The following is a 20,213-nucleotide window of genomic DNA, read 5'->3' as shown; positions in this document are numbered from 1 at the left end:
CTCCGTAGTCGTCGTCACGCGTGCCATGCGGTCGATCCACGGGAGACGACCGTAACACGGTCGCCGCCCTCCCCCGGCCGGGCACCGGGCGCAGCACCGCCGGCCCCGGCGGCGCGGCGCGGGCCGGTGGCCAGCCCCACCAGCAGCGGCACCAGCAGCGCCGCCGCCGCCGCCGGCACCGCCACGCCGGAGTCGTTGGCCGCCGCCCCGAGGGCGAGGCTGGCCGCGGTGGCCAGCAGCCCGGCGCGCAGCACGGCGCGGTCGGCGGGCGCCAGCAGGTCGTCCCGGCCGCGCAGCAGCCCGGGCCCGCGCAGCCGGGCCGGCAGCCGGCCGGCCAGACGCCCCCGGCCCGGGCGGACCAGCCAGACGGCGGCGACCAGGGCGACCGGCAGCAGCCAGGCCAGCGGGCTGCCGAGCAGGATGTCCACGTTGGCCTGCGCCTTGCGGCTGACCACCGTCCACGCCTGGCCGGTGAGCAGCTGTTCGACGAACCGGCCCAGGTGGCTGCGCTGCTCGGCCGGGCGCAGCCAGTCCACGAACGCCAGCGCGCCCACGGCGCCGCCGGCCAGCACCAGCACCGCACCCATCCGCGCCACCGTCACCCGGGTGCCGGTGAGCAGCATGGCCAGCAGCACGAACCCGGGCAGCGCGGCGAGCACGCCGCCGAAGTCGCGGCCCAGCGCCGGCGTCCCGACGACCAGGACGGTGAACACCCCGGCGCCCAGCACCACCGCGGCGGTGACCGCCCGGGCCCGGCCGGCCGGTGCCCGCCGGACCGCCGCGGTGGCGACCGCGGCGGTCACCAGCAGCGCCCCGACGGCCAGCAGCCCGGAGCTGAGGTTGCCGTACCCGGTGAACCGCCCGGCCACGACCGCGTCGTAGCCGAGCAGGCCGTCCAGCTCCAGGTGCGAGCCGGTGAGCACGTCGCCGACCAGCGTGGCCAGGGTGACCGCCAGGACGACCAGCGGCGGACCGAGCGGGGAGCGGCGCCACGGGCCCCCGGCGGCCAGCGCGGTGACCGCCAGCGCGGCGAGCAGCACGCTGCCGGCGAGCGCGGCGCGCGGCGCGGCGGCCCGCTCCCAGGGCAGCAGGCCGGCCAGGTACGTGGCCACCGGCACCGCGGCCGCTGCCAGCGCCAGCGGGTGCAGCGCACGCCACCGCCCGGCCCGCCCGCCGCGGACGGCGAGCAGCCCGAGGCCGACGACGACGGCGTCCAGCAGCACCAGCCCCCAGAAGAAGACGCCGGTGCTGCGGTGGTGGACCGTGGCGGCGGTGTCCGCCCGCCGCAGCTCGGCCACGGCCTCGGGCAGCGGCGGGCGCTGCCCCTCGGCCCGCAGCGCCTGCCCGTTCACCGTCGCCGGGCGGTCCAGGCCCAGGGCGGCCAGCACGGTGGGGGCGACGTCGATGAGCTGCACGTAGGGCGCCCGGCCGGTGCTCGCCGAGGTCAGCCACCGCGGGCCGGTGAGGCCCGGGCCCGCGGCGATGCCGACGTGCAGCTGCGGCCGGCCGTCGCCCACCTCCGACACGCCGGTGACCAGCAGCAGCGTCTCCCCCGGCGCGGCGGCCACGGCGTCGGCCAGGCGGCCCACGGCGGCGTCGACGGCGGCCAGCGCGAGCGCACGGGAGCGGGGGTCGGTGCCGGTGTCGCTGGTCTGCAGGTCCGGCTCGCCGGCGTCGCTGAGGTCGTCCAGGCCGACCAGCACCAGCGGGCAACCGCCGAGCAGCGAGCCTGCGTCGGCGGGCAGCTGCTCGCTGCGGGCCAGGGGCACACCGGGGGCGGCGACGGCCAGCGCCGGCGCCCGGCCGGCGACGGTGGCGCACCCCACCGCCTCGCCCAGCGCCGCCGGGTCGGCGCCGAACCGGGCGCTGGCGGGGTCGTCGGCGACGGCGGCGACCGCGCCCTGCGGATCGGCCAGCCCGGTGGCGGCCAGCCGCTCCTGCAGGCCGCAGTGCGACAGGGCCGGGCCGGCCGGCGGGGCGGGCGCGGGGGCGTCGTCCGGCGGGGGCACGCCCGGGGGCTGCCCGGGCAGCGGGACGGTGGGCAGCGGCACCGGCGGGGCCGACTCCTCCGGCGCCGGGAAGCGGGCCCGGTTCCCGGCGCCCAGGGTCACCCAGCCGTCCAGGACGCAGGTGGTCGAGCGGGCCGCCCGCACCGAGACCGCGCCGATCGGGGAGTCCTCGGCCAGCGCCCACAGCCGCGGGGTGGCCTGCGGGTCGACGTCGTCCCACACCAGGCCGGGGACGCCGACGACGACCACGCGGTCCGCCGTCGGCCCGGCCGGCGCCGCACCGGCCGGCGCGGCGGTCAGGACGGCGGCCAGCACCGCGAGGACCGCCAGCAGCAGCGCCGCGGGCCGGCTCACCGCGGGTCGCCGAGCAGCTCGCGGTAGAGGGCGACCAGCTGGCGGGCGGTGGCCGCGTCGTCCGGCCAGGTGGCCGCCTGCGCGCTGCCGGCCGCGGCCAGCGCCGCCGCCCGGGCGGGGTCGGCCAGCAGCGCGGCCACCGCGTCGGCCAGCGCGGCGGGGTCCCCGGGCGGCACCAGCTCGGCGCCGTCGCCGAGCAGCCCGGGCAGCCCGCCGGTGCGGGTGGCCACCAGCGGCGTGCCGGCGCGCAGCGCCTCCTGGGCGGTCAGCGAGCGGGCCTCCCAGCGCGAGGGCAGCACCGCGACGTCGGCGGCGGCGAGCAGGTCGGCGACGTCGCCGCGCCGGCCCAGCAGCACCACCGGCAGCCGCTCGGCGGCGATGCGGGCGGCCAGCTCGCCGTGCAGCGGCCCGTCGCCGGCGACGGCGACCAGCGGCGGGCGCGGTCCGGCCGCCCAGCGCGCGGCCGCGTCGAGCAGCACGTCGTAGCCCTTCTGCGGGTGCAGCCGGCCGACGGCGAGCACCAGCGGCCGCCCGTCGGCCAGGCCGAGGTCGGCCCGCACCCGCGCCGCGGGCCGGGTGGGGGCGGGCAGCGGCGGGGCGGAGACGGGCGCGACCCGCACGTCCCGGGCGCCCTGCCGCCACGCGTTCTCGGCCAGGTCGCCCGACGCGGCCAGGACGACGTCGGCGCCGCGGACGGTGGCCCGCTCGGCCAGGGCCAGCAGCCGGCGGCGTGCGCCCCGGCCCCCGGGCACCGGGTTGTGCAGGGTGAGCACCAGCGGCCGGGCCCGGTCGCCCAGCCGGCGGGCGACGGCGGCGACCAGCCCGGCCCGCAGCCCGTGGGCGTGCACCAGGTCGGCGTCCGCGGTGGCCCGGCGCAGCGCCGCCACGGCACGGGTGTCGGCGGCCGGCGCCAGGCCGGCGGAGATCGGCACGGGGGCGAAGGCGGCCCCGGCGGCGGTGAAGCCGAACAGCTCCTCGGTGGCCCGCGGCCCGCACACCCGGACGGCGGCCCCGGCCGCGCCCAGCGCCGGGAGCACCGCGCGCACGTGCGTGCCCACCCCCCCGGTGCTGGTGGCCAGGACCTCGGCCACCCGGCGGCCGTGCAGCGGGAGCCGGTCAGCCACCGTGCACCTCCTGGGGTTCGCTCCGCCGCAGCCCGCGCACCGCCTCCTGCAGGGGGCGGCGCGCCGTGCCCATCATGACCGCGGCGGCCACCCCCGCCGCGGCGGCCGCGGCCAGCGCGCCGGCGCCGAGCGTGGCCGGCAGGCCGCCCTGCGGCACCGGGTCGGCGCCGAGGGCACCGGCGACGGCCAGCCCGGCCGCGGCGGCCGGCACGGCGGCGGCCAGCGCGGGCAGCCCGGTGCGGGCCACCCCCGCCAGCCCGGCCGGGCCGGTGACCCGGGCGGTGACGGCCAGCAGCGCCAGGCCGGCGACGGTCACCCCGGCGCTGTGCCCGGCGGCCAGCGCGGCCGCGCGGTCGGCGGCGGGCAGCACCGCGGCCAGCACGACGTCCGCGGCCACCGCCAGCAGCCAGCCGCCGAGCACGCAGGCCGTCGGCGCCCGCCACAGGCCGCGGGCGTACAGCGCGCGGGTGAGCACGGCCACCAGGCCGTAGCCGGGCAGCCCGGGGGCGAAGGCGGCGATCGCGTCCCGCAGCGCGCCGACGACCCCGGCCGGCTGCCCGGTGAGGAACACCCCGGCCATCGGCCCGGCCACGGCCACCAGCACGGCGGCGGCCAGCGTGCAGCCGACCGTCACGAGCACCACCACCGGCGCCAGCACCCGGCGGAACCCGGCCTCGTCGCCGGCGGCGACCCGCTCGGCCAGCCCCGGGTGGGCGGAGGTGGCCAGCGGCACCGCCAGCGCGGCCCACGGCAGCAGGAAGACGGTCAGCCCGGCGGTGTAGACCACCTGGGTGCCGTCGGGGGCGCCGGCGCTGGCCAGCCGGATGGCCACCACGGCCAGCAGCTGCTGCCCGGCCAGGGTCAGGACGCCGGCCGCCGCGAGCCGGCGCACCCGCGGCGCCACCCCGACCGGGAAGCGCAGCGCCGGGCGCAGGCCCAGGCCGAGCCGGCGCACCGGCGGCAGCAGGCCCAGCGCCAGCGCGGCCACGCCCAGCGTCGTCCCGACCGACAGCACCAGCTCCGCCGGGGTGCTGAGCCCGTCGGCCGTCCGGCTGCCGCCGACCGCGGCGAAGGCCAGGTAGGCGCCGGCGACCACGACGCTGGACAGCAGCGGCGCCAGCGCCGGGGCGGCGAACCGGCGGTGGGCCTGCAGGACGCCGGTGAGCACCACGCCGATGCCGTAGAGCACGACCTGGGGCGCGAACACCACCAGGAAGCGGGCAGCCAACTCCACCTCGGCCGGGTCCCCGGTGCCCAGCAGCAGCCGGGCCACCGGCCCGGCGCCGAGCGCGAGCGCTCCCGCGAGCGGGGTGAGCACCAGCAGGCTCCAGCCGAGCAGCGCCGACGCGGTGGCCCGCACCTGCTCGCGGTCGCCGGCCGCGATGCCCCCGGCCAGCATCGGCACGACCAGGCCGGCCAGCGCGCCGCCGGCGACCACCTCGAAGACGATGTTCGGGACGGCGTTGGCCGCCACGTAGGTGTCGCCGGTGCTGTCGGCGCCCACGGCGTTGGTGAACACCAGCGTGCGGCCGAAGCCGGCCAGCCGGGCCAGCACGGTGAGGACGGCGATCAGTGCGGCGGCGCCGGCGACCCCCCGGACGAGGCGTGCCCCGGTCACCGCGGCGCCCCGGCGGCGTGCTCCCGGTGCGCGCCGCCGTCCCCGCCCCGTGCCCCGCTCACCGGACGCGGCGGCCGAGCCGGTCCAGCTCGCGCAGCCCCGGCGTGGCCTCGATGACCCGGGTGAAGCTGACCCGCTCGCTGGCCAGGGTGAGCGCCACGACCACCGCCAGTGCCGTCGCCCGCGCCGGGCGGCCGGGCACGGCGGCCAGCCGCAGCCCGAGCAGCGCGCCGGCGGCGTTGGCGCCGCAGTCCCCCAGCATCACCCGCTCGGCGAGGTCGGCCGGCAGCACCGCCAGCGCCGCGCCCAGCGGGCCGGCCACCAGCGGGCCGGCGGGGCCGCCGAGCCCGGCCGCGGCGGCCAGGACGACGGCCTTGGCCGCCCGGCCGGGGCGCAGGTCCAGCAGGTTGACCAGGTTCGCGGTGCCGGCGACCAGCCCGGTGGCGAGCACCGCGTCGGCGGGGCGGCTGCCGTGCCCGGCGGACACCGCCGCGGCCGCGGCGGCGGCGCCGATGCCGGCGACCTTCACCGCGCCGGCGGAGACCCGCCCGGCGCGCAGCGCGCGCAGGTGCCCGGCCAGGCCCTTGTCGCGCGCCTGCTCGGGGCGCGCGCCGGCCAGGTCGTCGTAGCCGCCGACCAGGCCGGACACCGCACCGGCCAGCGCCGCGGCCGCCCGGGTGCCGGCCGGGGCGCCGGCCACCGCGGCCGCCGTCGCCGCGACCGCCAGGGCCGGCCCGCCGAGCAGGCTGACCGGCCGCCCCGCGTGGTTGGTGCGCCGCCACCGCGCGCCGGCCGGGCGGGCGTCCAGCACCGCGGCCGCGGCCAGCCCGAGCCGGGCCGCCGCCGCCCCGGCCAGGGCCAGCGGCACCCGGCTGCGCGCTCCGCCGCCCGGCTGCCGGGCCCTCACGGGGTGGTGGCGGGGACCGGCGGCACCGGCTGGGTGTCCTCACCGCTGCCGTAGGCGCCCGAGGTGCCCTCGCTCTCCCGCCCGAGGGCGAGCACCGCGCTGACCCGGCCGGCGGCGGAGTCCACGTCGTCCACGGTGGACACCGCGGCGGAGTCCTCCGGGTCGGCGCGCAGCACGCCGACCAGCCCGGTCTCGCCGGCCGAGGCCGCGTCCCCGGCGACGACCGCGCCGGACCCGGCGGCGTCCAGCGCGAGGGTGAGGTCGACGAGGGTGTCGGTGCGCTGCGCGGCGTCCTCCGCGGCGTCCTCCGCGGCATCCTGCGCGGCGTCCTCCGCGGTGGGCACCCCGGCGGTCAGCACGACCGCGAAGTCGGCGGGGGTGACCCCGGTGGACTCCACGTCCAGCACGTCCAGGGCCCGCAGGCCCGCCAGCACGGTGGACACCGCGGCGGTGTCGGGGACCGCGGCGCCGGGGGCGGCCGGACGCAGGAGCACCTGGGCCAGCAGCGACCCGACCAGCTGCCCGGTGTCGTCGGTCTCCGGCAGGACCACCCCGGTGGGCAGGCCCGGTCCGGTGACGTAGCTCTGCACCTCCGCGGCGGTGGCCGGGTCGCTGTAGCCCGGCTGCAGGCGGATGGTGCCCGACACCGTCCCCCCGGCCTGCCCGACCAGGGTCTGGACCTCCTCCACGGTCTCGGCGGGGACCTCCTCGCCGGTGGCGACCAGCAGCACGCTGCGGCCGGCCAGGGCGCCGGCGACCAGCGTCGGGGCGACCGCGGCGGCGAAGGCGTCGCCGGTGTCCACCCGGGCCTGCAGCTCCTCCGTCTGGGCCTCCAGCTCCCGCTTGTCCTCGGCGAGCGCGGCCACCTCCCCCTCCAGGCTCTCCAGGATCGGCGCGTTGAGCGCGGTGGTGCCGATGACGATCCCCAGCGCCACGGCCAGGAAGACCGCGATCAGCGAGACCAGGTGGTAGCGGAAGTCGATCACGAGAAGAGGTTCTCCAACCAGAACACGAAGCTGCTCCACTGGTCGACCAGCAGGTCGAGGTAGACGCGGCCGGCCGCGGACACCGCCAGCGCCGAGCCGATGGCCACGAAGGCGGCCAGCACCAGGACGACCAGCGTCAGTGTGGAGATGCGGCTGCGGTAGAGCCGGCTCACGCCCTTGGCGTCGACGAGCTTGCCGCCCAGGCGCAGCCGGGTGAGGAAGGTGGACGCCATCCCGCCGCGGCCCTTGTCCAGGAACTCCACCAGGGTGGCGTGGGTGCCGACGGCGACGATGAGCGTGGCGCCCTTCTCGTCGGCGAGCAGCATCGCGATGTCCTCGCTGGTGGCCGCGGCGGGGAAGGTGATCGCCGCGACCCCGAGGTCCTGCACGCGGGCCAGGCCCGGGGCGCGCCCGTCGGCGTAGGCGTGCACGACGACCTCGGCGCCGCAGCGCAGCACGTCGTCGCTCACCGAGTCCATGTCCCCGACGATCATGTCCGGGCGGTAGCCGGCCTCGACGAGCGCGTCGGCGCCGCCGTCGACGCCGATGAGCACCGGGCGGTAGTCCCGGATGTAGGAGCGCAGCGCCTGCAGGTCCTCCTTGTAGTCGTAGCCGCGGACGACGACCAGCACGTGCCGGCCCTCGATCCGGGTGGCCACGTCCGGGACGCCGACGCCGTCGAGCAGCAGCGCCCGCTCCCGCCGCATGTACTCCATCGTGTTGGTGGCGAAGGCCTCCAGCTGCACCGACAGCCCCGCCCGCGCCTCGGCCATCGCCCCGGCGACGGACTCCGGGGTCTGCTCGGTGCCCTCGGCGAGCACGGTGCCGTCCTCGGCCAGCAGCCGGTTGCCGTCGACGCGGACCGTCGTCCCCTCCCGGACCGCCGACAGCACCTCCTTGCCGACACCGTCGACCAGCGGGATGCCGGCGGCCACCAGGATCTCCGGGCCCAGGTTGGGGTAGCGGCCCGACGTGCTGGGCGCGGCGTTGACCACCGCGGCCGCGCCGCAGGCGACCAGGGAGTCGGCGCTGACCCGGTCGATGTCGACGTGGTCGATGACCGCGACGTCGCCGGGGCGCAGCCGCTTGGTGAGGTCCTTGGTGCGGCGGTCCACGCGCACCGTGCCGGCCACGCCGGGGGCCGCCTCGGGCGCCCGGCCGCGGCGGAGGGAGCCGATGCGCATGGCCTGCACTCTCCCACGGTGACCGGGACGCCCCGGCCTGCGACGCGCCTCGGCGACATACCAGTCACGGAGGGTGTTCGACACCACGGAGACCACGACACGCCGGGCGCGCCTGCCCCACCCGCCCCGCCGGAGGCCCCCGGCGGGCTGGCTAGCGTGGGGAGGGTGACTCCTGGCGCGCGTGCCGTCGGCCGGACCGATCCCGACGACGACGTGGCCGGCGAGCCGCACGAGGCGGTCCTGCGGCAGCTGCCGACGCCGGACCCCCCGGCCGGGCCGGCGCTCCCGGACGACGGTGTCCCGGAGGCCGGCTCCGCGGGCGGCGGCCTCCCCGCCGGCAGCGTGCCCGGGAGCAGCGCGGGAGACGGCGGTGCGCCGCCACTGCCGGGCACCACGAGCCCGGCCGCTCCCCCGGCCGCCGCCGAGACCGACCCGCGGAGCCGTCGTGGGCGGCGGGCGCTGCGCGGACCGGGCCTGCGCGAGCGGCGTCGGCAGCAGACCCGCGCGGCGATCATCGAGGCGGCCGCCGAGCTGTTCGCCGAGCGCGGCTTCGACGCGGTCAGCGTCGTGGAGATCGCCCAGCGGGCCGGGGTGGTGGAGAAGACGGTGTTCAACCACTTCCCGGTCAAGGAGGGGCTGGTCTTCGAGGCCGACCCGCCGGTGCGCGCGGCGCTGCTGGAGACGGTGCGCACCCGACCGGCCGGGGAGTCGGTGACCGCGGCCGCCGGCACCTTCGTCGTCCGGGCCATGAGCGGGCTGGGCGCCCCGGAGGCCGCCGCGGGCGTGGCGGAGATGGCCGGGGTCATCCGCGGCAGCCGCACCCTGCAGGTGCGCGAGCGGGAGATCCTCGGCGAGCTGACCACCGCGCTGGCCGCGCTGGTCGCCGAGGAGACCGGTGCCGAGCCCGGGGACCTGGCGCCCTGGCTGGCCGCGCAGGCGGTGCTCGGCCTGTACGCCGCGCTCCTGGAGCTCGCGCGCGACCGGGTGCTGGCCGGCGTCTCCGGCCCGGCGCTGTCCGCCGAGCTGCTGGCCCGCGGCGAGCGCGGGCTGGCGCTGCTGCAGTTCGGCCTGGCCGGCTACGCCAAGCGGAGGTGAGGGGCGAGGCGGCCCGCGCCCCGATGATCAGCTGACCTGGTCGTTGCCGGTCCTGACTCACTGCCGGCCGTGAGCCAGGACCCGCAACGGTGAGCCCGGACGCGGTCGGGGGCGGTCAGGCCGGGAGCTGCAGGGCGTTGAGCAGCTGGGTGGCGCGGTCGCCGGGGATGTCGGGCTCCTGGGTGAACAGGGCGACGGCGACCATGTACTCGTCCTCACCGGCCCAGCCGCGGCCCTCGGCGCACAACCGGCGGATGTGCTCGCGCACCTTGGGCTCGCTGCTGTACTCGCCGTAGTCCAGGCCCATGGCCAGGAAGTTCGCGACCCGGTAGCCGAGGTCCTCGGCGGTCCGGACGGTCCCGCCCGGGTCGGCGTAGCTGGGCACGGCGGTGACCACGTTGCGGTAGCCGGCCTTGAGCAGCTGCAGCACCAGGTCGTTGCCGTACACCCCGCCCCACAGCTCGGGCATGCGGATGTCGCGGTCCGGCGCCGGGATGTACGGCGGGTTGGCGATCACCGTGGACACCGGCCGGCTGCCCGCCGAGTCCGCCCGGTCGAAGAAGTCGCCGAACTCCACGGTGTAGCGGTCGGCCACCCCGCGGGCGGCGATGTTCGCCCGGGCGTGCTCCACCGAGGGGGCGCTGATGTCGAAGCTGCGCACCCGCAGGTCGGGCAGGCCGGCCACGACGTCGGCGATCGCGGTGGCGTCACCGGTGCCGAGCTCGACGATCCCCTCGTCGGCCCACCCCAGCTGCTCGCGGTACTGCCGGAGCAGCATGCAGACGCTGAAGCCGTAGTGCGCCGACTCGTCGACGGCGGAGAAGCAGCTCACCGGGCGGTACCGCCCCGCAGGCGGGGGGCGGCGGGCGCGGCGGTGGTGCGACGTCGGTGGGGCACGATCCGGCTCTACCCCTCCGATCCGGACTCCACGCCTGGCGGTGTGGACCCCGTCACCCGCGGGCGGTCGCAGCCACCGCGAGCAGCTCGCGCGCGTGCGCCTGCCCGGTGTCGCTGTCGGCCAGCCCGGACAGCATGCGGGCCAGCTCGCGCACCCGATCCTCGCCGTCGACGGCACGGATGTCGGTGGCGGTCACACCGGCCCCGGTGTCCGGGGATTTGTCGACGACCAGGTGGGTGTCGGCGAACGCCGCGACCTGGGCCAGGTGGGTGACGACGACGACCTGGTGGCGCCGCGCCAGTCGGGCCAGCCGCCGGCCGATCTCCCCGGCGGCCTGCCCGCCGACGCCGGCGTCGACCTCGTCGAAGACCATGACCGGCACCGGGTCGGCGCCGGCGAAGACCACCTCGATGGCCAGCATCACCCGCGACAGCTCACCGCCGGAGGCGCCCTTGTGCACCGGCCGCGGCGGGGCGCCGGGGTGGGCGGCCATGAGCAGCGCCACCTCGTCGACGCCCTCGGGGCCGGGCGCCCCCGGGTCGCTGTCGATCGAGAAGGCGACGCGCGCGCTCTGCATCGCCAGGCCGGCGAGCTCCGCGCCCACCTCGGCGGCGAACCCGTCGGCGGCCGCCCGCCGCCCGGCGGACACCTGCGCCCCCAGGTCGTCCACCTCGGCGCGGGCGGCGTCCCGGGCGGCGGCCAGCGCCTCGAGCGCCTCGTCGGAGACGTCGAGCTCACCCAGGCGCCGGCGCGCGTCCTCGGCCCAGCCCAGGACTCCGGCCACGCCCTCGCCCACGTCGGCGTACCTGCGCACCAGCGCGGTGATCGCCGCCCGGCGGTCCAGCACCTCGGCCAGCCGCGCGGGGTCGGCGTCCAGGTCGGAGACGTAGGTGGCCAGTTGCCCGGCGACGTCGGAGACCACGGCCACGGCGTCGGCGAGGTCCTGGGCGAGCATCACCAGGGTGGGGTCGTCGGAGGCGGCCAGCACCCGCTCGGCGATGGCCAGCGCGGCGCCGGCGTCCTGCGGCAGGTCCTCGCCGAGGTCGCCGGTGACGTCGCCGGCGAGGGCCACCCGCGCCTCGTCGGCGGCGGCGCGCAGCGCGTCGGCGTCGCTGAGCCGCCGCGCCTGGGTGTCCAGCTCCTCGTCCTCGCCGGGCTGCGGGGCCACCGCCTCGATCTCCGCCAGCCCGTGCCGCAGCACGTCGGCGGCCTGGGCGAGCTCCCGGGCCCGGCTGCGGCGGCGGTCGAGGTCGCCGGCCAGCTGCCGCCACCGGGCGTGCGCCTCGCGGTAGCGGTCCAGCAGGGCCAGGTGCGCCGCGCCGGCGTAGCGGTCCAGGGCCCGGCGCTGCTCGGCCGGGCGGGACAGCCGCAGCTGGTCGCTCTGCCCGTGCACGGCCAGCAGGTCCTCGGCCAGCTCGGCCACGACGCCGACCGGGACGCTGCGCCCACCCAGGTGCGCCCGCGAGCGGCCCTCGGCGCTGACGGTGCGGGCCAGGATGAGCGCGCCGTCGTCGTCGGGGTCCGCGCCGGCCTCGGCGGCCCGCTGCCAGACCGGGGAGTCGGCGGGCAGGGCCAGGCGCCCCTCGACGCCGGCCTTGCCGTTGGCGCGCACCCGGCCGGGGTCGGCGCGGCCGCCGAACAGCAGGGTCAGCCCGGTGACGACCATCGTCTTGCCGGCGCCGGTCTCGCCGGTCACCACGGTCAGCCCGTCGCCGAGCTCGAGGGTGACGTCGTCGATGGCGCCCAGGCCGCGGATCCGCAGCTCGGTGAGCCGGCCCAGTGGCAGGGCGGGCGGGGCGGCGAGCCCGTCACCGGCCGCCGGTGGGGCGTCCGTCGCCGCCGGCTCCGCCGCGCGGACCGGCCGCCGGGCCTCACGCGTCGTGGTCCGTGCCGCCATCCCGGCCACCCTCCCCTCCGTCGCCGTGGACGTCGCCGCGGACGTAGTCGCGGGCCAGCACGTTGCGGCCGGCGCCGATCTCGCGGCCCGGGTCGGCCCGGCGGGCCTCCCGGAAGCCGCGCACCGGCAGGCCGAACTTCGCCACCAGCCGGTCGCCGAAGGTCGCGGCGTGCACCCGGGCGATCCGCACCGGGCGGGCGGCCCGGCGGACGTCGACCCGCCCGCCCGCGGGCACGTCCACGGCGCGCCGGCCGTCGGCGGACACGCGCGCGCGGTTGCCGTCGGCCGGGATGGCCACGGTGAGCACCGAGTCCGGCGAGGTGACCAGCGGCCGGGCGAACAACGCGTGGGCGTTGGTCGGCACGACGAGCAACGCCTCCACGTCGGGCCACACGACCGGACCGCCGGCCGAGAAGGCGTAGGCGGTGGACCCGGTGGGGGTGGCGCACAGGATGCCGTCGCAGCCGAAGCTGGTCAGCGGCCGCCCGTCGATGGCCACGACGACGTCCAGGACGCGGGATCGCTCGGCCTTCTCCACCGACGCCTCGTTGAGCGCCCAGGTGCCGCCGACGACGGCGCCGGTGTCGTCGAGGACGTCGACCTCGATGGCCAGCCGCTTCTCCACGGAGTACTCGCAGCGCTCGATGGCGGTGAGGGTCTCCTCGACCGCCTCGGGCTCGGTCTCGGCGAGGAAGCCGACCCGGCCGAGGTTGACGCCCATCAGGGCGGCGTTGCTGTAGCGGGCGAGCTCGGCGGCGCGCAGGAAGGTGCCGTCGCCGCCGAACACCATGACGATCTCCGCGCCGCGGGCGGCCTCGGCGTCGGCGGGGACGACCTGGGCGCCCTCGATGCCGAGCGCGACGGCCTCGTCCTCGAGCAGCCGCACGGTGATACCGGCGCGCGCCAGCCGGGCGGCGGAGCTGCGGGCGAGCTGCACGATGTCCTCGCGGCCGGTGTGCACGGCGAGCAGCACGTGTCGGCCGCCGCTGGGCGCCCACACGGCCGGGCTGACCTCTGTCACGCTTCCTCCTCGCCGGCGCCGGCCGGTCGGGTGCCCTGCGGCACGTGCTCCTGGGTGACGTCGTCCCTCGGTGACCTCGCGGCCGCGGTCCAGGGTCCTCCTCCGGTGTGCCGGCGGGCCGACCGGTCCGGAGCACCCCTCACGCCGGGCCCTCCTCGACGGCGAGGCGCACGTCCTCCTCCCGCGGCGGCCCGGCGTCGCGGCGCAGCCGGAGGAAGAACTCCACGTTGCCGGCCGGTCCGGGCAGCGGGCTGGCCACCACGCCCGCGGTCCCCCACCCGAGCTCGGCCGCCGCCCGGGCCACCTGCAGGACGGCGTCGCCGCGGTGCGCGGGGTCGCGGACCACGCCGCCGGCGCCGAGCCGCTCGCGGCCGACCTCGAACTGCGGCTTGACCATGGGCAGCAGGTCCGCCGGGTCGGTCGCGCAGGCGGTGAGCGCCGGCAGCACCAGCCGCAGGGAGATGAAGGACAGGTCGGCGACGACGAGGTCCACCGGACCCGCGACCTGCTCGGGCGTCAGCGTGCGGACGTTGGTCCGCTCGAGCACCCGCACCCGCTCGTCGGTGCGCAGCGACCAGGCCAGCTCGCCGTAGCCGACGTCGACGGCGACGACCTCCCGGGCTCCGCGGTGCAGCAGCACCTCGGTGAAGCCGCCGGTGGAGGCGCCGGCGTCCAGGGCCCGGCGTCCCTCGACCGGCACACCCAGGGCGTCCAGCGCGCCGATCAGCTTGTGCGCGCCGCGGGACACCCAGCTGGGCCGGTCGGGGTCGGTGCGCACGACGACGGGGGTGTCGGCGCCCACGCCGGTGGACGGCTTGCTCGCGGCCTGTCCGGAGACGGCGACCCGCCCCTCGGCGATGAGGGCGACGGCGTGCTCGCGCGAGCGGGCCAGCCCCCGCCGCACGAGCTCGGCGTCCAGCCGGCTGCGGCGGACCATCACAGCCGGTCGATCGTGCCGAGCTCGCGGTGCAGCCGGGCGTGCTCGGCCTCGAAGACGGCGACGTGCTCGGTGACCGGCCGCCGGTCGAGGTCGGCGAATGCGGCACCGGTGTCCCGCGCCGGCCGATCGGCGTCCGCCGTCACCCGGCCGCGGCCGGGGCCGGGTCGCGGCGGCCCCGGGACCGGTCGGGTCGGCTCGCTCATGACTGACCTCTCGGCTGGTGGCGGCGTGCCGGCGGGACGTCGGGGCCGTGCTCGGGGTGCCGCCCGGTGCGGTCCCCCCGGTCCGCGAGGGTACCGGCCGGGGCCGACGCGCACGGGCCGCCGGCGGGCGCTAGCGTTCGGCGGCCCGGTCCGGCCAACCCTCGGAGGCGTGCCCGCGTGGCGACGATGGAGCAGTGCATGACCGCCCTGGACGGCATCCTCGGGGACCTGGCGGCCAAGCCGGCGGCACGGGACCTGGACCGCAGCCTGTCCTGCCGGCTGACCGACCTCGGGCAGACCGTCCGCGGCCGGCTGGCGCGGGGCGTGGTGCAGGACCTGCGTGCCGAGCCGGACGGGTCCTCCCAGGACCAGGCCGACATCCGGTTCACCATGGCCAGCGACGACCTCGTCGCCCTGACCGAGGGCCGGCTGTCCCTCGGCCCGGCGTGGGCGTCGGGGCGGGTGAAGCTGGAGGCGGGCTTCCGGGACCTGCTCCGGCTGCGCACGCTGCTCTGACGGCGGCCCCGCTCCGGCCACCTCAGCCGCCCAGCCCCCACCGTCCGAGGGCGGCCGCGGCGGCCTCGTCGGCGGCAGTGACCTGCGCCGGCGCCCCGGCGCCGGGCTGGCCGGCCCAGTGCGCCACGCACAGCGCGCGCAACCCGTCGAGCCCGTCGGCACCCTCCGCCGCCCCGGTGGCGTCCCGGCCCAGCCGGAGCCGGCCGCCGTCGGCGCGGACCACCCACTCCCCGCACCGCCACGTCCCGGCCTCGGCGACCACCGGCGGGTGTCCGGTGAGCAGCCCGCCGGCGTCCGGGGCCAGCAGGTCGGGCCGGCGCCGGGGGCCGGCGGCCAGCAGGGTGGCCGGATCGGTGACGCCGCTGAGGACCAGCAGGGTCGCCGCGGCCGCCCGCCGCCCGCCCTCGACGTCGGTGTCCAGCCGGTCGCCGACGACCAGCGGCCGCCGGGCCGCGGTGCGCCGCAGGCACTCCGCGTGCATCGCCGGGTCGGGCTTGCCGGTGACGAGCGGGGGCCGCCCGGTGACGCCGCTGACCACGCCCACCAGCGCACCGTTGCCCGGCAGCGGACCGCGCGCCGAGGGGATGGTCGCGTCGGCGTTGGTGGCCACGTGCTCGGCGCCGCCCCGGACCGCCACCACCGCCTCGGCCAGCTCGGTCCAGCCCACGTCGCGGCCGTAGCCCTGCACCACCGCCCGCGGTCCGTCCTCGGCGCGGGACACCACGGTCAGGCCGGCCGCCCGGAGGGCCGCGGCCACCCCCGGTCCGCCGACCGGCAGCACCCGGGCGCCGGCCCCGAGCCGCTGGGCGACCACCGTGGCCGCCGCCTGGGAGCTGGTGATCACGTCGGTGGGCGCTGCGGGGACGGCGAGGTCGGTGAGGTGCGCGGCGACCTCCTCCGGCGTGCGGGAGGCGTTGTTGGTGACGAAGCCCAGCCGCATGCCCGCCGCCCGTGCGGCCGCCAGGGCCCCGGGGACGCCGGGTACCGCCTCGGGGCCGACGTAGACCACGCCGTCGAGGTCGAGCAGCGCCACGTCGTACACCCGGCACGGCGCGACGGCGGTACCGCCGGCCAGCGGCACCTGCGGGGTGGTCACGAGGGCTCCTCCCCGCGCCGGGCACGGACCCCGCGCAGCGCCCGGGAGTAGTGACCGAGGTCCGGGCGCATCGCCACGGCCAGGGCCAGGTGTTCGGCGGCGAGGTCGAGGTCGCCGGCCCGGCTGGCCGCCAGGCCCAAGCCGAACTGGGCGTAGTCGTCGGCCGGGTTGCCGGCGGTCAGCTCGCGGAAGGTGTGCACGGCCTCGGCGTAGCGGCCGGCGTCGTACTGCGCCCGCGCCAGCGCCTCCAGCAGGCTGCGCGATCCGGGCTCGGCCGCGGCGGCGCGGGCGAGGAGGGTGGCGGCGGCCGCGGGGTCCCGGTTGGCCAGCAGCTGCAGCCCCCGCTGGTACCAGTCGTAGACGTCGCCGTCGGGGACCCCCGTCTCGTCCACCGCCACCCCCTCGATGCTCCTGCGGCCCGGCACCGTCGTGGTCGCGCCGGTCCGGGGACCGCCACCCCCTCCGGGCGCAGCGCTCCTACGATCCCCGTCGTGCCCTCGTCCCCGGCGGACCCCCCCGACCCGACAGCTGCGACCGGGTTGCGGGTCCGACCCTTCCGCGCCCTGACCTACCGGCGCCGGGACCCCGGCACCCTGGCCCGGGTCAGCTCGCCAGCCTACGACCTGGTGACCCCGGAGGGCCGCGACCGCCTGAGCGCCGCCGACCCGCACAACATCGTGCGCCTCATCCTGCCGGGCGTCGCCGGCGGGGCCGGCGGACCGGGGGCCGGTGATGCCGGCGGACCGGGGGACGGCGCGCTGCACCGCTCGGTGTCCGGGGCCGCCACGACCCTGCGGGACTGGGAGCGGGCGGGGGTGCTCGAGCGGGACGCCGAGCCCGCGCTGTGGGTCTACGCCCTGCGACCGGCCGGCGGTGCCCCGGAGACGGTCGGCTGGCTGGGCGCGGTGGGTCTGCCGCCGGCGGGCTCGCGGGAGGTGCTGCCGCACGAGGACACGTTCCCCGCGGCCGTGGAGGGACGCCGGGCGCTGCTGGAGGCCACCGCGACCGACCTGGAGCCGATCGTCCTGGCACACGACCCGCACCCCGACGTGCCGGCCCTGACCGCGGCGGGCCGTCGGGGCGCCCCCACGCTGGAGCTCACCGACGCCGACGGCGTCCGGCACGCCCTGTGGCGGGTGTCCGACCCGGGCCTCACCGGGCGGGTGGCCGCCGCGCTCGCGGGCACCGGCGCGGTGATCGCCGACGGCCACCACCGCTTCGCCGCGGCCCGGGCCCACGGGGCGCGCGAGATCCTGGCGCTGCTCACCCCGATGGGACCGGGCGGGCTCCGGGTGGACCCCATCCACCGGGTGGTGCCCGAGCTGGCGTTCGACGAGGCGGTCGCCGCGGCCGCGGGCGGCTTCCGCGCGACCGTGCTGCCGGTCGCGGCCGACGGCGCCGCACAGGAGGCCGAGCGCTGGCTGGCCGACCCGGGGCAGACCGGTGTGCTGGTGAGCGACGGCTCCCGGCTGGTGCGCCTGGACGCCCCCTCCGCCCAGGTCACGGGCGCCGTCCCCCCGGAGGCCCCGGCGGCCTGGCGGGGGCTGGACGTCGTGCTGGTGCACCACGGCCTGGTGCGGCGGCTGTGGGGCCGCGCCGACGACCCCGCCGGCGTGCTGGTCGCCCACGGCGTGGCCGCCGCCCTGGACGGTGCCCTGGCCCACCGGGGCGTGGCGCTGCTGCTGCGGGCGCCGTCGCCGGCCGACGTGGCCGCCGTGGCCCGCGCGGGCGCCCGCATGCCGCGCAAGTCGACGCTGTTCGTGCCCAAGCCGCGGACCGGCCTGGTGCTGCGGCACCACGGGGACTGACCCGGCGGTCACGCCGTGCGCGCGTCGGACCCGGCCGACCGCGGCACCTTCCGCCCGCGCCGGCAGTTGACCTCGGCCACCGACGCGGTGCCGGTGCCGGTGCGCCAGAACCGGCGCTGCAGCGCCCCCTCGACCTCCACGACGTCCCCGGCCTGCCAGGCCGCGATCCGGCGCTGCAGGGCGCGGTCGTAGGTGATGCACGGGAGCACGTCGACCGACTGCCCGCGCGCCCGCGGCTCGGGCCGGCGCACCACCAGGCGGAAGCTGACCAGCGTGTCCCCGCTGGGCAGCGTCCGCAGCTCGGCGGGGGCGGACAGCCGCCCGCGGAGCACCACGTCGTTCCGGTCGATCACAGCCACGCTCATGACGGCAGCCTCACCGTCGCCCCGGCTCCGGACCAGGCCCGACGCCGGTCTGTGGACCGGGCCGGCGGGTGTGGACGGCGCGCCGGCCGCTGTCGGCGGTCAGTGCACGGTGCCGTCCCCGTCCGCGGCAGCCCCGGCCGGGCCCGCGTCCGGCGCCTCCTCGTCGGCGGCGTCTTCCTCGGCGGCGTCCTCACCGAGCAGCTCGGCGACCTCGGCCTCGACGTCCTCGGTGAGGTCGTAGTCGTCCGGCGCCGCGCCGTCGGGGTCCGGCTGCCCGGCCTCGTCGCCGGGCAGGTCGTCGCCGGGCAGGTCGTCGCCGGGCAGGTCGTCGACCGCGCTGCCGTCGACCGCGCTGCCGCCGACCGCGCTGCCGCCGACCGGCACCTCCTCCTCGGAGAACTCGACGTCGGACTCCTCCGGGGTGTGCACACCGACCGCCGCGTGCCACGCCTCGGCGAGTTCCTCCTCGCCGTCCGCCGCCAGCAGGTCGGCGTAGGCGGTCGCGACGCGCAGCCGCCCGGGATCGGTCAGGTCGACCGAGTCCGGCCGCGGACGGCCCCCCAGGAGCGCCTCCAGCACGAGGCGGGCAGCGGGCAGCTCGCCGAGGTCGGCGCGTGCACCAGCCTCGACCAGGCGGAGCTCCACGGTCTCCTCGGCGTCCGGCTGCGCGGCCAGCGCCTCGCGCACGAGGCGCAGTGCCACCTCGGGCCGCCCCAGGGCGCGCTCGCAGTCGGCCAGCACCGCGCGGTAGCCGTCGTCGCCGCTCATCCGGCGGTAGGCGCGCAGCTCGCGGGCCGCCTCGGCGTAGTCGCCGGCGTGGTAGGCGGCCACGCCGACCGCCTCCCGGACCACGGCGACGCGCGACGCGCGGTCGCGGGCGGCCCGGGCGTGGGCCAGAGCCTCCTCGGGCTGGTCGTCGACGAGCGTGCCGGCCACCACCAGGTGCCCGGCGACCCGCTCGGCGTTGCGGCTGTCCAGGGCGCGCAGCGCGGCCCGCACCGAGCGGTCCAGGTCGCGGGGGTCCGCCCACTCCGGGATCTCCGGTCCCGCCGGGACGGGCGGGGTGCGCTCCCGGTCACCGGCGGCCGGACGGACGCCCCCGGGCCGCCCGCGGCGGTCGTCGGTGGGACGGCGGTCCCGCCAGTCGCCCCGCGGTCCGTCCGGGCGCCCCTGGTGGGGCTGGTACCCCGACCGCGGACCGCCGGATCGCTGCGGCGGCCCCTCCCGCCGCTGGCCCGCACCGTCGGGACGCTCGCCGCGGGGTCGGTCACGCCCGCCGGCGGGCCGCTCCCCGGCCGGCCGTCGGTCCGCCCAGGCGCCGCGGGCGGGGCGCTCACGCTCGGGGTGGCGGTCCGGCCGCGCCGGACGGTCGTCCCGGCCCCCGCCACCCTGGGGGCGGCGGTCCCGCCACTCGGCACGCCCGCCGCCGGCCCGGTCCCCCTGCGGACGGCGGTCCCGCCACTCCGGACGCCCGGCCCCCGACCGGTCCTCCTGCGGACGGCGCTCCTGCCACCCCCTGCGCGGTGCGGCCGATCCCCCACCGGGGGCACCGGTCCGGTCCTCCCGATCGCGGCCGGGCTGAGGACGCCGCTCCTGCCACCCCGGACGGGCGCTGGAGGTGGAGTCGCCGTCGCGCTGCGGACGCCGGTCCTGGGACGAGGCACCCTGACCGCGCCCGCGCTCACCGCCTTCCGGGCGACGGCGAGGCCGCTCCGCGTCGGGCCGCCGTTCCTGCCCGTCGCCCCTGGGCGAGCCCTCGGTCCGGCCGCCGGAGGGACGGCGCCCCTGCCACGCCGGCTGCCCTCGGCCGGCAGCACCGGCACGCGACCCCGCGCCGGCCCCCGGACGGCCCTGTCCCGAGGCGCCGCGACCTCCCCGCGGTGCCTGTCCGCCGGAACCGCCGGCGCCTCGTCGCGGTGATGTCATGGGACTCTGCGCACCTCGGGGTGAGTGCAGCGCCGAGAGCGCTGCGGATGTGTTCAGGACATGCGAAACGGGGGTCAGAGCTGTGCTCTGACCCCCGTTCCGGGAGGAGTTGTCCGGCGGCGTCCTACTCTCCCACCCCGTCTCCGGGGCAGTACCATCGGCGCTGAGAGGCTTAGCTTCCGGGTTCGGAATGGGTCCGGGCGTTTCCCTCTCGCCATGGCCGCCGTAACACTGCGAACGCGACCGGCACCCACCCTGCTTCCTCG

General features: G+C 79.3%; 18 protein-coding genes and 1 rRNA gene. 3 read left to right on the top strand and 16 right to left on the bottom strand.

What is annotated here, in order from left to right; all coding sequences use genetic code 11:
- Window positions 1–14: 14 nt before the first annotated feature.
- The 6 genes from RTG05_RS10025 to steA are packed head-to-tail and all read right to left on the bottom strand — an operon-like array spanning window position 15 to window position 8,182.
- On the bottom strand, window positions 15–2,363 hold the full coding sequence (locus tag RTG05_RS10025) for a hypothetical protein (RefSeq protein ID WP_315912515.1): 2,349 nt from the start codon (window positions 2,361–2,363) through the stop codon (window positions 15–17).
- On the bottom strand, window positions 2,360–3,487 hold the full coding sequence (locus RTG05_RS10020; protein ID WP_166528508.1) for a glycosyltransferase family 4 protein: 1,128 nt from the start codon (window positions 3,485–3,487) through the stop codon (window positions 2,360–2,362). The genes RTG05_RS10025 and RTG05_RS10020 overlap by 4 nt, the downstream gene beginning before the upstream one ends.
- Window positions 3,480–5,105: a murein biosynthesis integral membrane protein MurJ gene (gene murJ / locus RTG05_RS10015; protein WP_166528507.1), complete on the bottom strand. Its 1,626-nt coding sequence runs from the start codon at window positions 5,103–5,105 to the stop codon at window positions 3,480–3,482. The genes RTG05_RS10020 and murJ overlap by 8 nt, the downstream gene beginning before the upstream one ends.
- Window positions 5,106–5,163: 58 nt before the next feature.
- Window positions 5,164–5,973, bottom strand: coding sequence for a hypothetical protein (locus tag RTG05_RS10010; RefSeq protein ID WP_166528506.1), 810 nt, complete (start codon window positions 5,971–5,973; stop codon window positions 5,164–5,166).
- Window positions 5,974–6,008: 35 nt separating this feature from the next.
- Window positions 6,009–6,998 (bottom strand): copper transporter, encoded by a 990-nt coding sequence (locus RTG05_RS10005; RefSeq protein ID WP_166528505.1) that lies wholly within the window; start codon window positions 6,996–6,998, stop codon window positions 6,009–6,011.
- Window positions 6,995–8,182, bottom strand: coding sequence for a putative cytokinetic ring protein SteA (gene steA / locus RTG05_RS10000; protein ID WP_166529652.1), 1,188 nt, complete (start codon window positions 8,180–8,182; stop codon window positions 6,995–6,997). The genes RTG05_RS10005 and steA overlap by 4 nt, the downstream gene beginning before the upstream one ends.
- A 165-nt stretch (window positions 8,183–8,347) precedes the next feature.
- On the opposite strand from steA, the gene RTG05_RS09995 reads away from it, so the two are divergent.
- Window positions 8,348–9,277, top strand: a complete 930-nt coding sequence (locus tag RTG05_RS09995) for a TetR/AcrR family transcriptional regulator (RefSeq protein WP_166528504.1) — start codon at window positions 8,348–8,350, stop codon at window positions 9,275–9,277.
- A 115-nt stretch (window positions 9,278–9,392) separates the two neighbouring features.
- Here the strand turns inward: RTG05_RS09995 and RTG05_RS09990 are convergent, their stop codons facing one another.
- The 5 genes from RTG05_RS09990 to RTG05_RS09970 form a co-directional block, all read right to left on the bottom strand.
- On the bottom strand, window positions 9,393–10,109 hold the full coding sequence (locus RTG05_RS09990) for a class I SAM-dependent methyltransferase (protein ID WP_166528503.1): 717 nt from the start codon (window positions 10,107–10,109) through the stop codon (window positions 9,393–9,395).
- 118 nt (window positions 10,110–10,227) lie between these two features.
- On the bottom strand, window positions 10,228–12,072 hold the full coding sequence (gene recN, locus RTG05_RS09985; protein ID WP_315912514.1) for a DNA repair protein RecN: 1,845 nt from the start codon (window positions 12,070–12,072) through the stop codon (window positions 10,228–10,230).
- Window positions 12,047–13,093, bottom strand: a complete 1,047-nt coding sequence (locus RTG05_RS09980) for an NAD kinase (RefSeq protein ID WP_166528502.1) — start codon at window positions 13,091–13,093, stop codon at window positions 12,047–12,049. The genes recN and RTG05_RS09980 overlap by 26 nt, the downstream gene beginning before the upstream one ends.
- A gap of 139 nt (window positions 13,094–13,232) precedes the next feature.
- A complete protein-coding gene (locus tag RTG05_RS09975; RefSeq protein ID WP_166528501.1) occupies window positions 13,233–14,030 on the bottom strand; it encodes a TlyA family RNA methyltransferase in 798 nt (265 codons plus the stop codon).
- Complete coding sequence (locus tag RTG05_RS09970; RefSeq protein WP_166528500.1) at window positions 14,030–14,236, bottom strand: hypothetical protein; 207 nt, start codon at window positions 14,234–14,236, stop codon at window positions 14,030–14,032. Before RTG05_RS09970 ends, RTG05_RS09975 begins: the two co-directional genes overlap by 1 nt.
- Window positions 14,237–14,434: 198 nt before the next feature.
- Here RTG05_RS09970 and RTG05_RS09965 point away from each other — a divergent pair, with 198 nt between their 5' ends.
- Window positions 14,435–14,752 (top strand): alkyl sulfatase C-terminal domain-containing protein, encoded by a 318-nt coding sequence (locus RTG05_RS09965; protein WP_315912513.1) that lies wholly within the window; start codon window positions 14,435–14,437, stop codon window positions 14,750–14,752.
- Between the two features lie 22 nt (window positions 14,753–14,774).
- Here RTG05_RS09965 and RTG05_RS09960 read toward each other — a convergent pair whose 3' ends face one another.
- Both RTG05_RS09960 and RTG05_RS09955 read right to left on the bottom strand, forming a co-directional pair.
- Entirely contained in the window at window positions 14,775–15,848 is a 1,074-nt protein-coding gene (locus tag RTG05_RS09960) for an HAD-IIA family hydrolase (protein WP_315912512.1), read from the bottom strand.
- Window positions 15,845–16,240 (bottom strand): tetratricopeptide repeat protein, encoded by a 396-nt coding sequence (locus tag RTG05_RS09955; protein WP_208104884.1) that lies wholly within the window; start codon window positions 16,238–16,240, stop codon window positions 15,845–15,847. The genes RTG05_RS09960 and RTG05_RS09955 overlap by 4 nt, the downstream gene beginning before the upstream one ends.
- Window positions 16,241–16,339: 99 nt before the next feature.
- On the opposite strand from RTG05_RS09955, the gene RTG05_RS09950 reads away from it, so the two are divergent.
- A complete protein-coding gene (locus tag RTG05_RS09950) occupies window positions 16,340–17,656 on the top strand; it encodes a DUF1015 domain-containing protein (protein WP_315912511.1) in 1,317 nt (438 codons plus the stop codon).
- A gap of 8 nt (window positions 17,657–17,664) precedes the next feature.
- Here the strand turns inward: RTG05_RS09950 and RTG05_RS09945 are convergent, their stop codons facing one another.
- The 3 genes from RTG05_RS09945 to rrf form a co-directional block, all read right to left on the bottom strand.
- Window positions 17,665–18,021 carry a single-stranded DNA-binding protein gene (locus tag RTG05_RS09945; RefSeq protein ID WP_166528497.1) on the bottom strand — a complete coding sequence of 119 codons (357 nt, stop codon included), beginning with the start codon at window positions 18,019–18,021 and terminating at the stop codon, window positions 17,665–17,667.
- A 99-nt stretch (window positions 18,022–18,120) separates the two neighbouring features.
- Window positions 18,121–19,020: a tetratricopeptide repeat protein gene (locus tag RTG05_RS09940; RefSeq protein ID WP_166528496.1), complete on the bottom strand. Its 900-nt coding sequence runs from the start codon at window positions 19,018–19,020 to the stop codon at window positions 18,121–18,123.
- Window positions 19,021–20,058: 1,038 nt separating this feature from the next.
- Window positions 20,059–20,175: ribosomal RNA gene (gene rrf / locus RTG05_RS09935) — 5S ribosomal RNA — on the bottom strand.
- Window positions 20,176–20,213 lie beyond the last annotated feature (38 nt).

Origin of the sequence: Geodermatophilus sp. DSM 44513 (genome assembly GCF_032460525.1) — a bacterium.
Lineage (GTDB): Bacteria > Actinomycetota > Actinomycetes > Mycobacteriales > Geodermatophilaceae > Geodermatophilus.
Note: the sequence above shows the minus strand (reverse complement) of the source record. Positions and strands in the feature narration are given on the sequence as shown.

Bases quoted from the DNA above. Each gene is read 5' to 3' on its own strand.
- RTG05_RS09970 (WP_166528500.1), bottom strand. From the start codon at position 14,236: ATGAGCGAGCCGACCCGACCGGTCCCGGGGCCGCCGCGACCCGGCCCC.
- RTG05_RS09965 (WP_315912513.1), top strand. From the start codon at position 14,435: ATGACCGCCCTGGACGGCATCCTCGGGGACCTGGCGGCCAAGCCGGCG.
- RTG05_RS09975 (WP_166528501.1), bottom strand. From the start codon at position 14,030: ATGGTCCGCCGCAGCCGGCTGGACGCCGAGCTCGTGCGGCGGGGGCTG.
- recN (WP_315912514.1), bottom strand. From the start codon at position 12,072: ATGGCGGCACGGACCACGACGCGTGAGGCCCGGCGGCCGGTCCGCGCG.
- steA (WP_166529652.1), bottom strand. From the start codon at position 8,182: ATGCGCATCGGCTCCCTCCGCCGCGGCCGGGCGCCCGAGGCGGCCCCC.
- RTG05_RS09945 (WP_166528497.1), bottom strand. From the start codon at position 18,021: ATGAGCGTGGCTGTGATCGACCGGAACGACGTGGTGCTCCGCGGGCGG.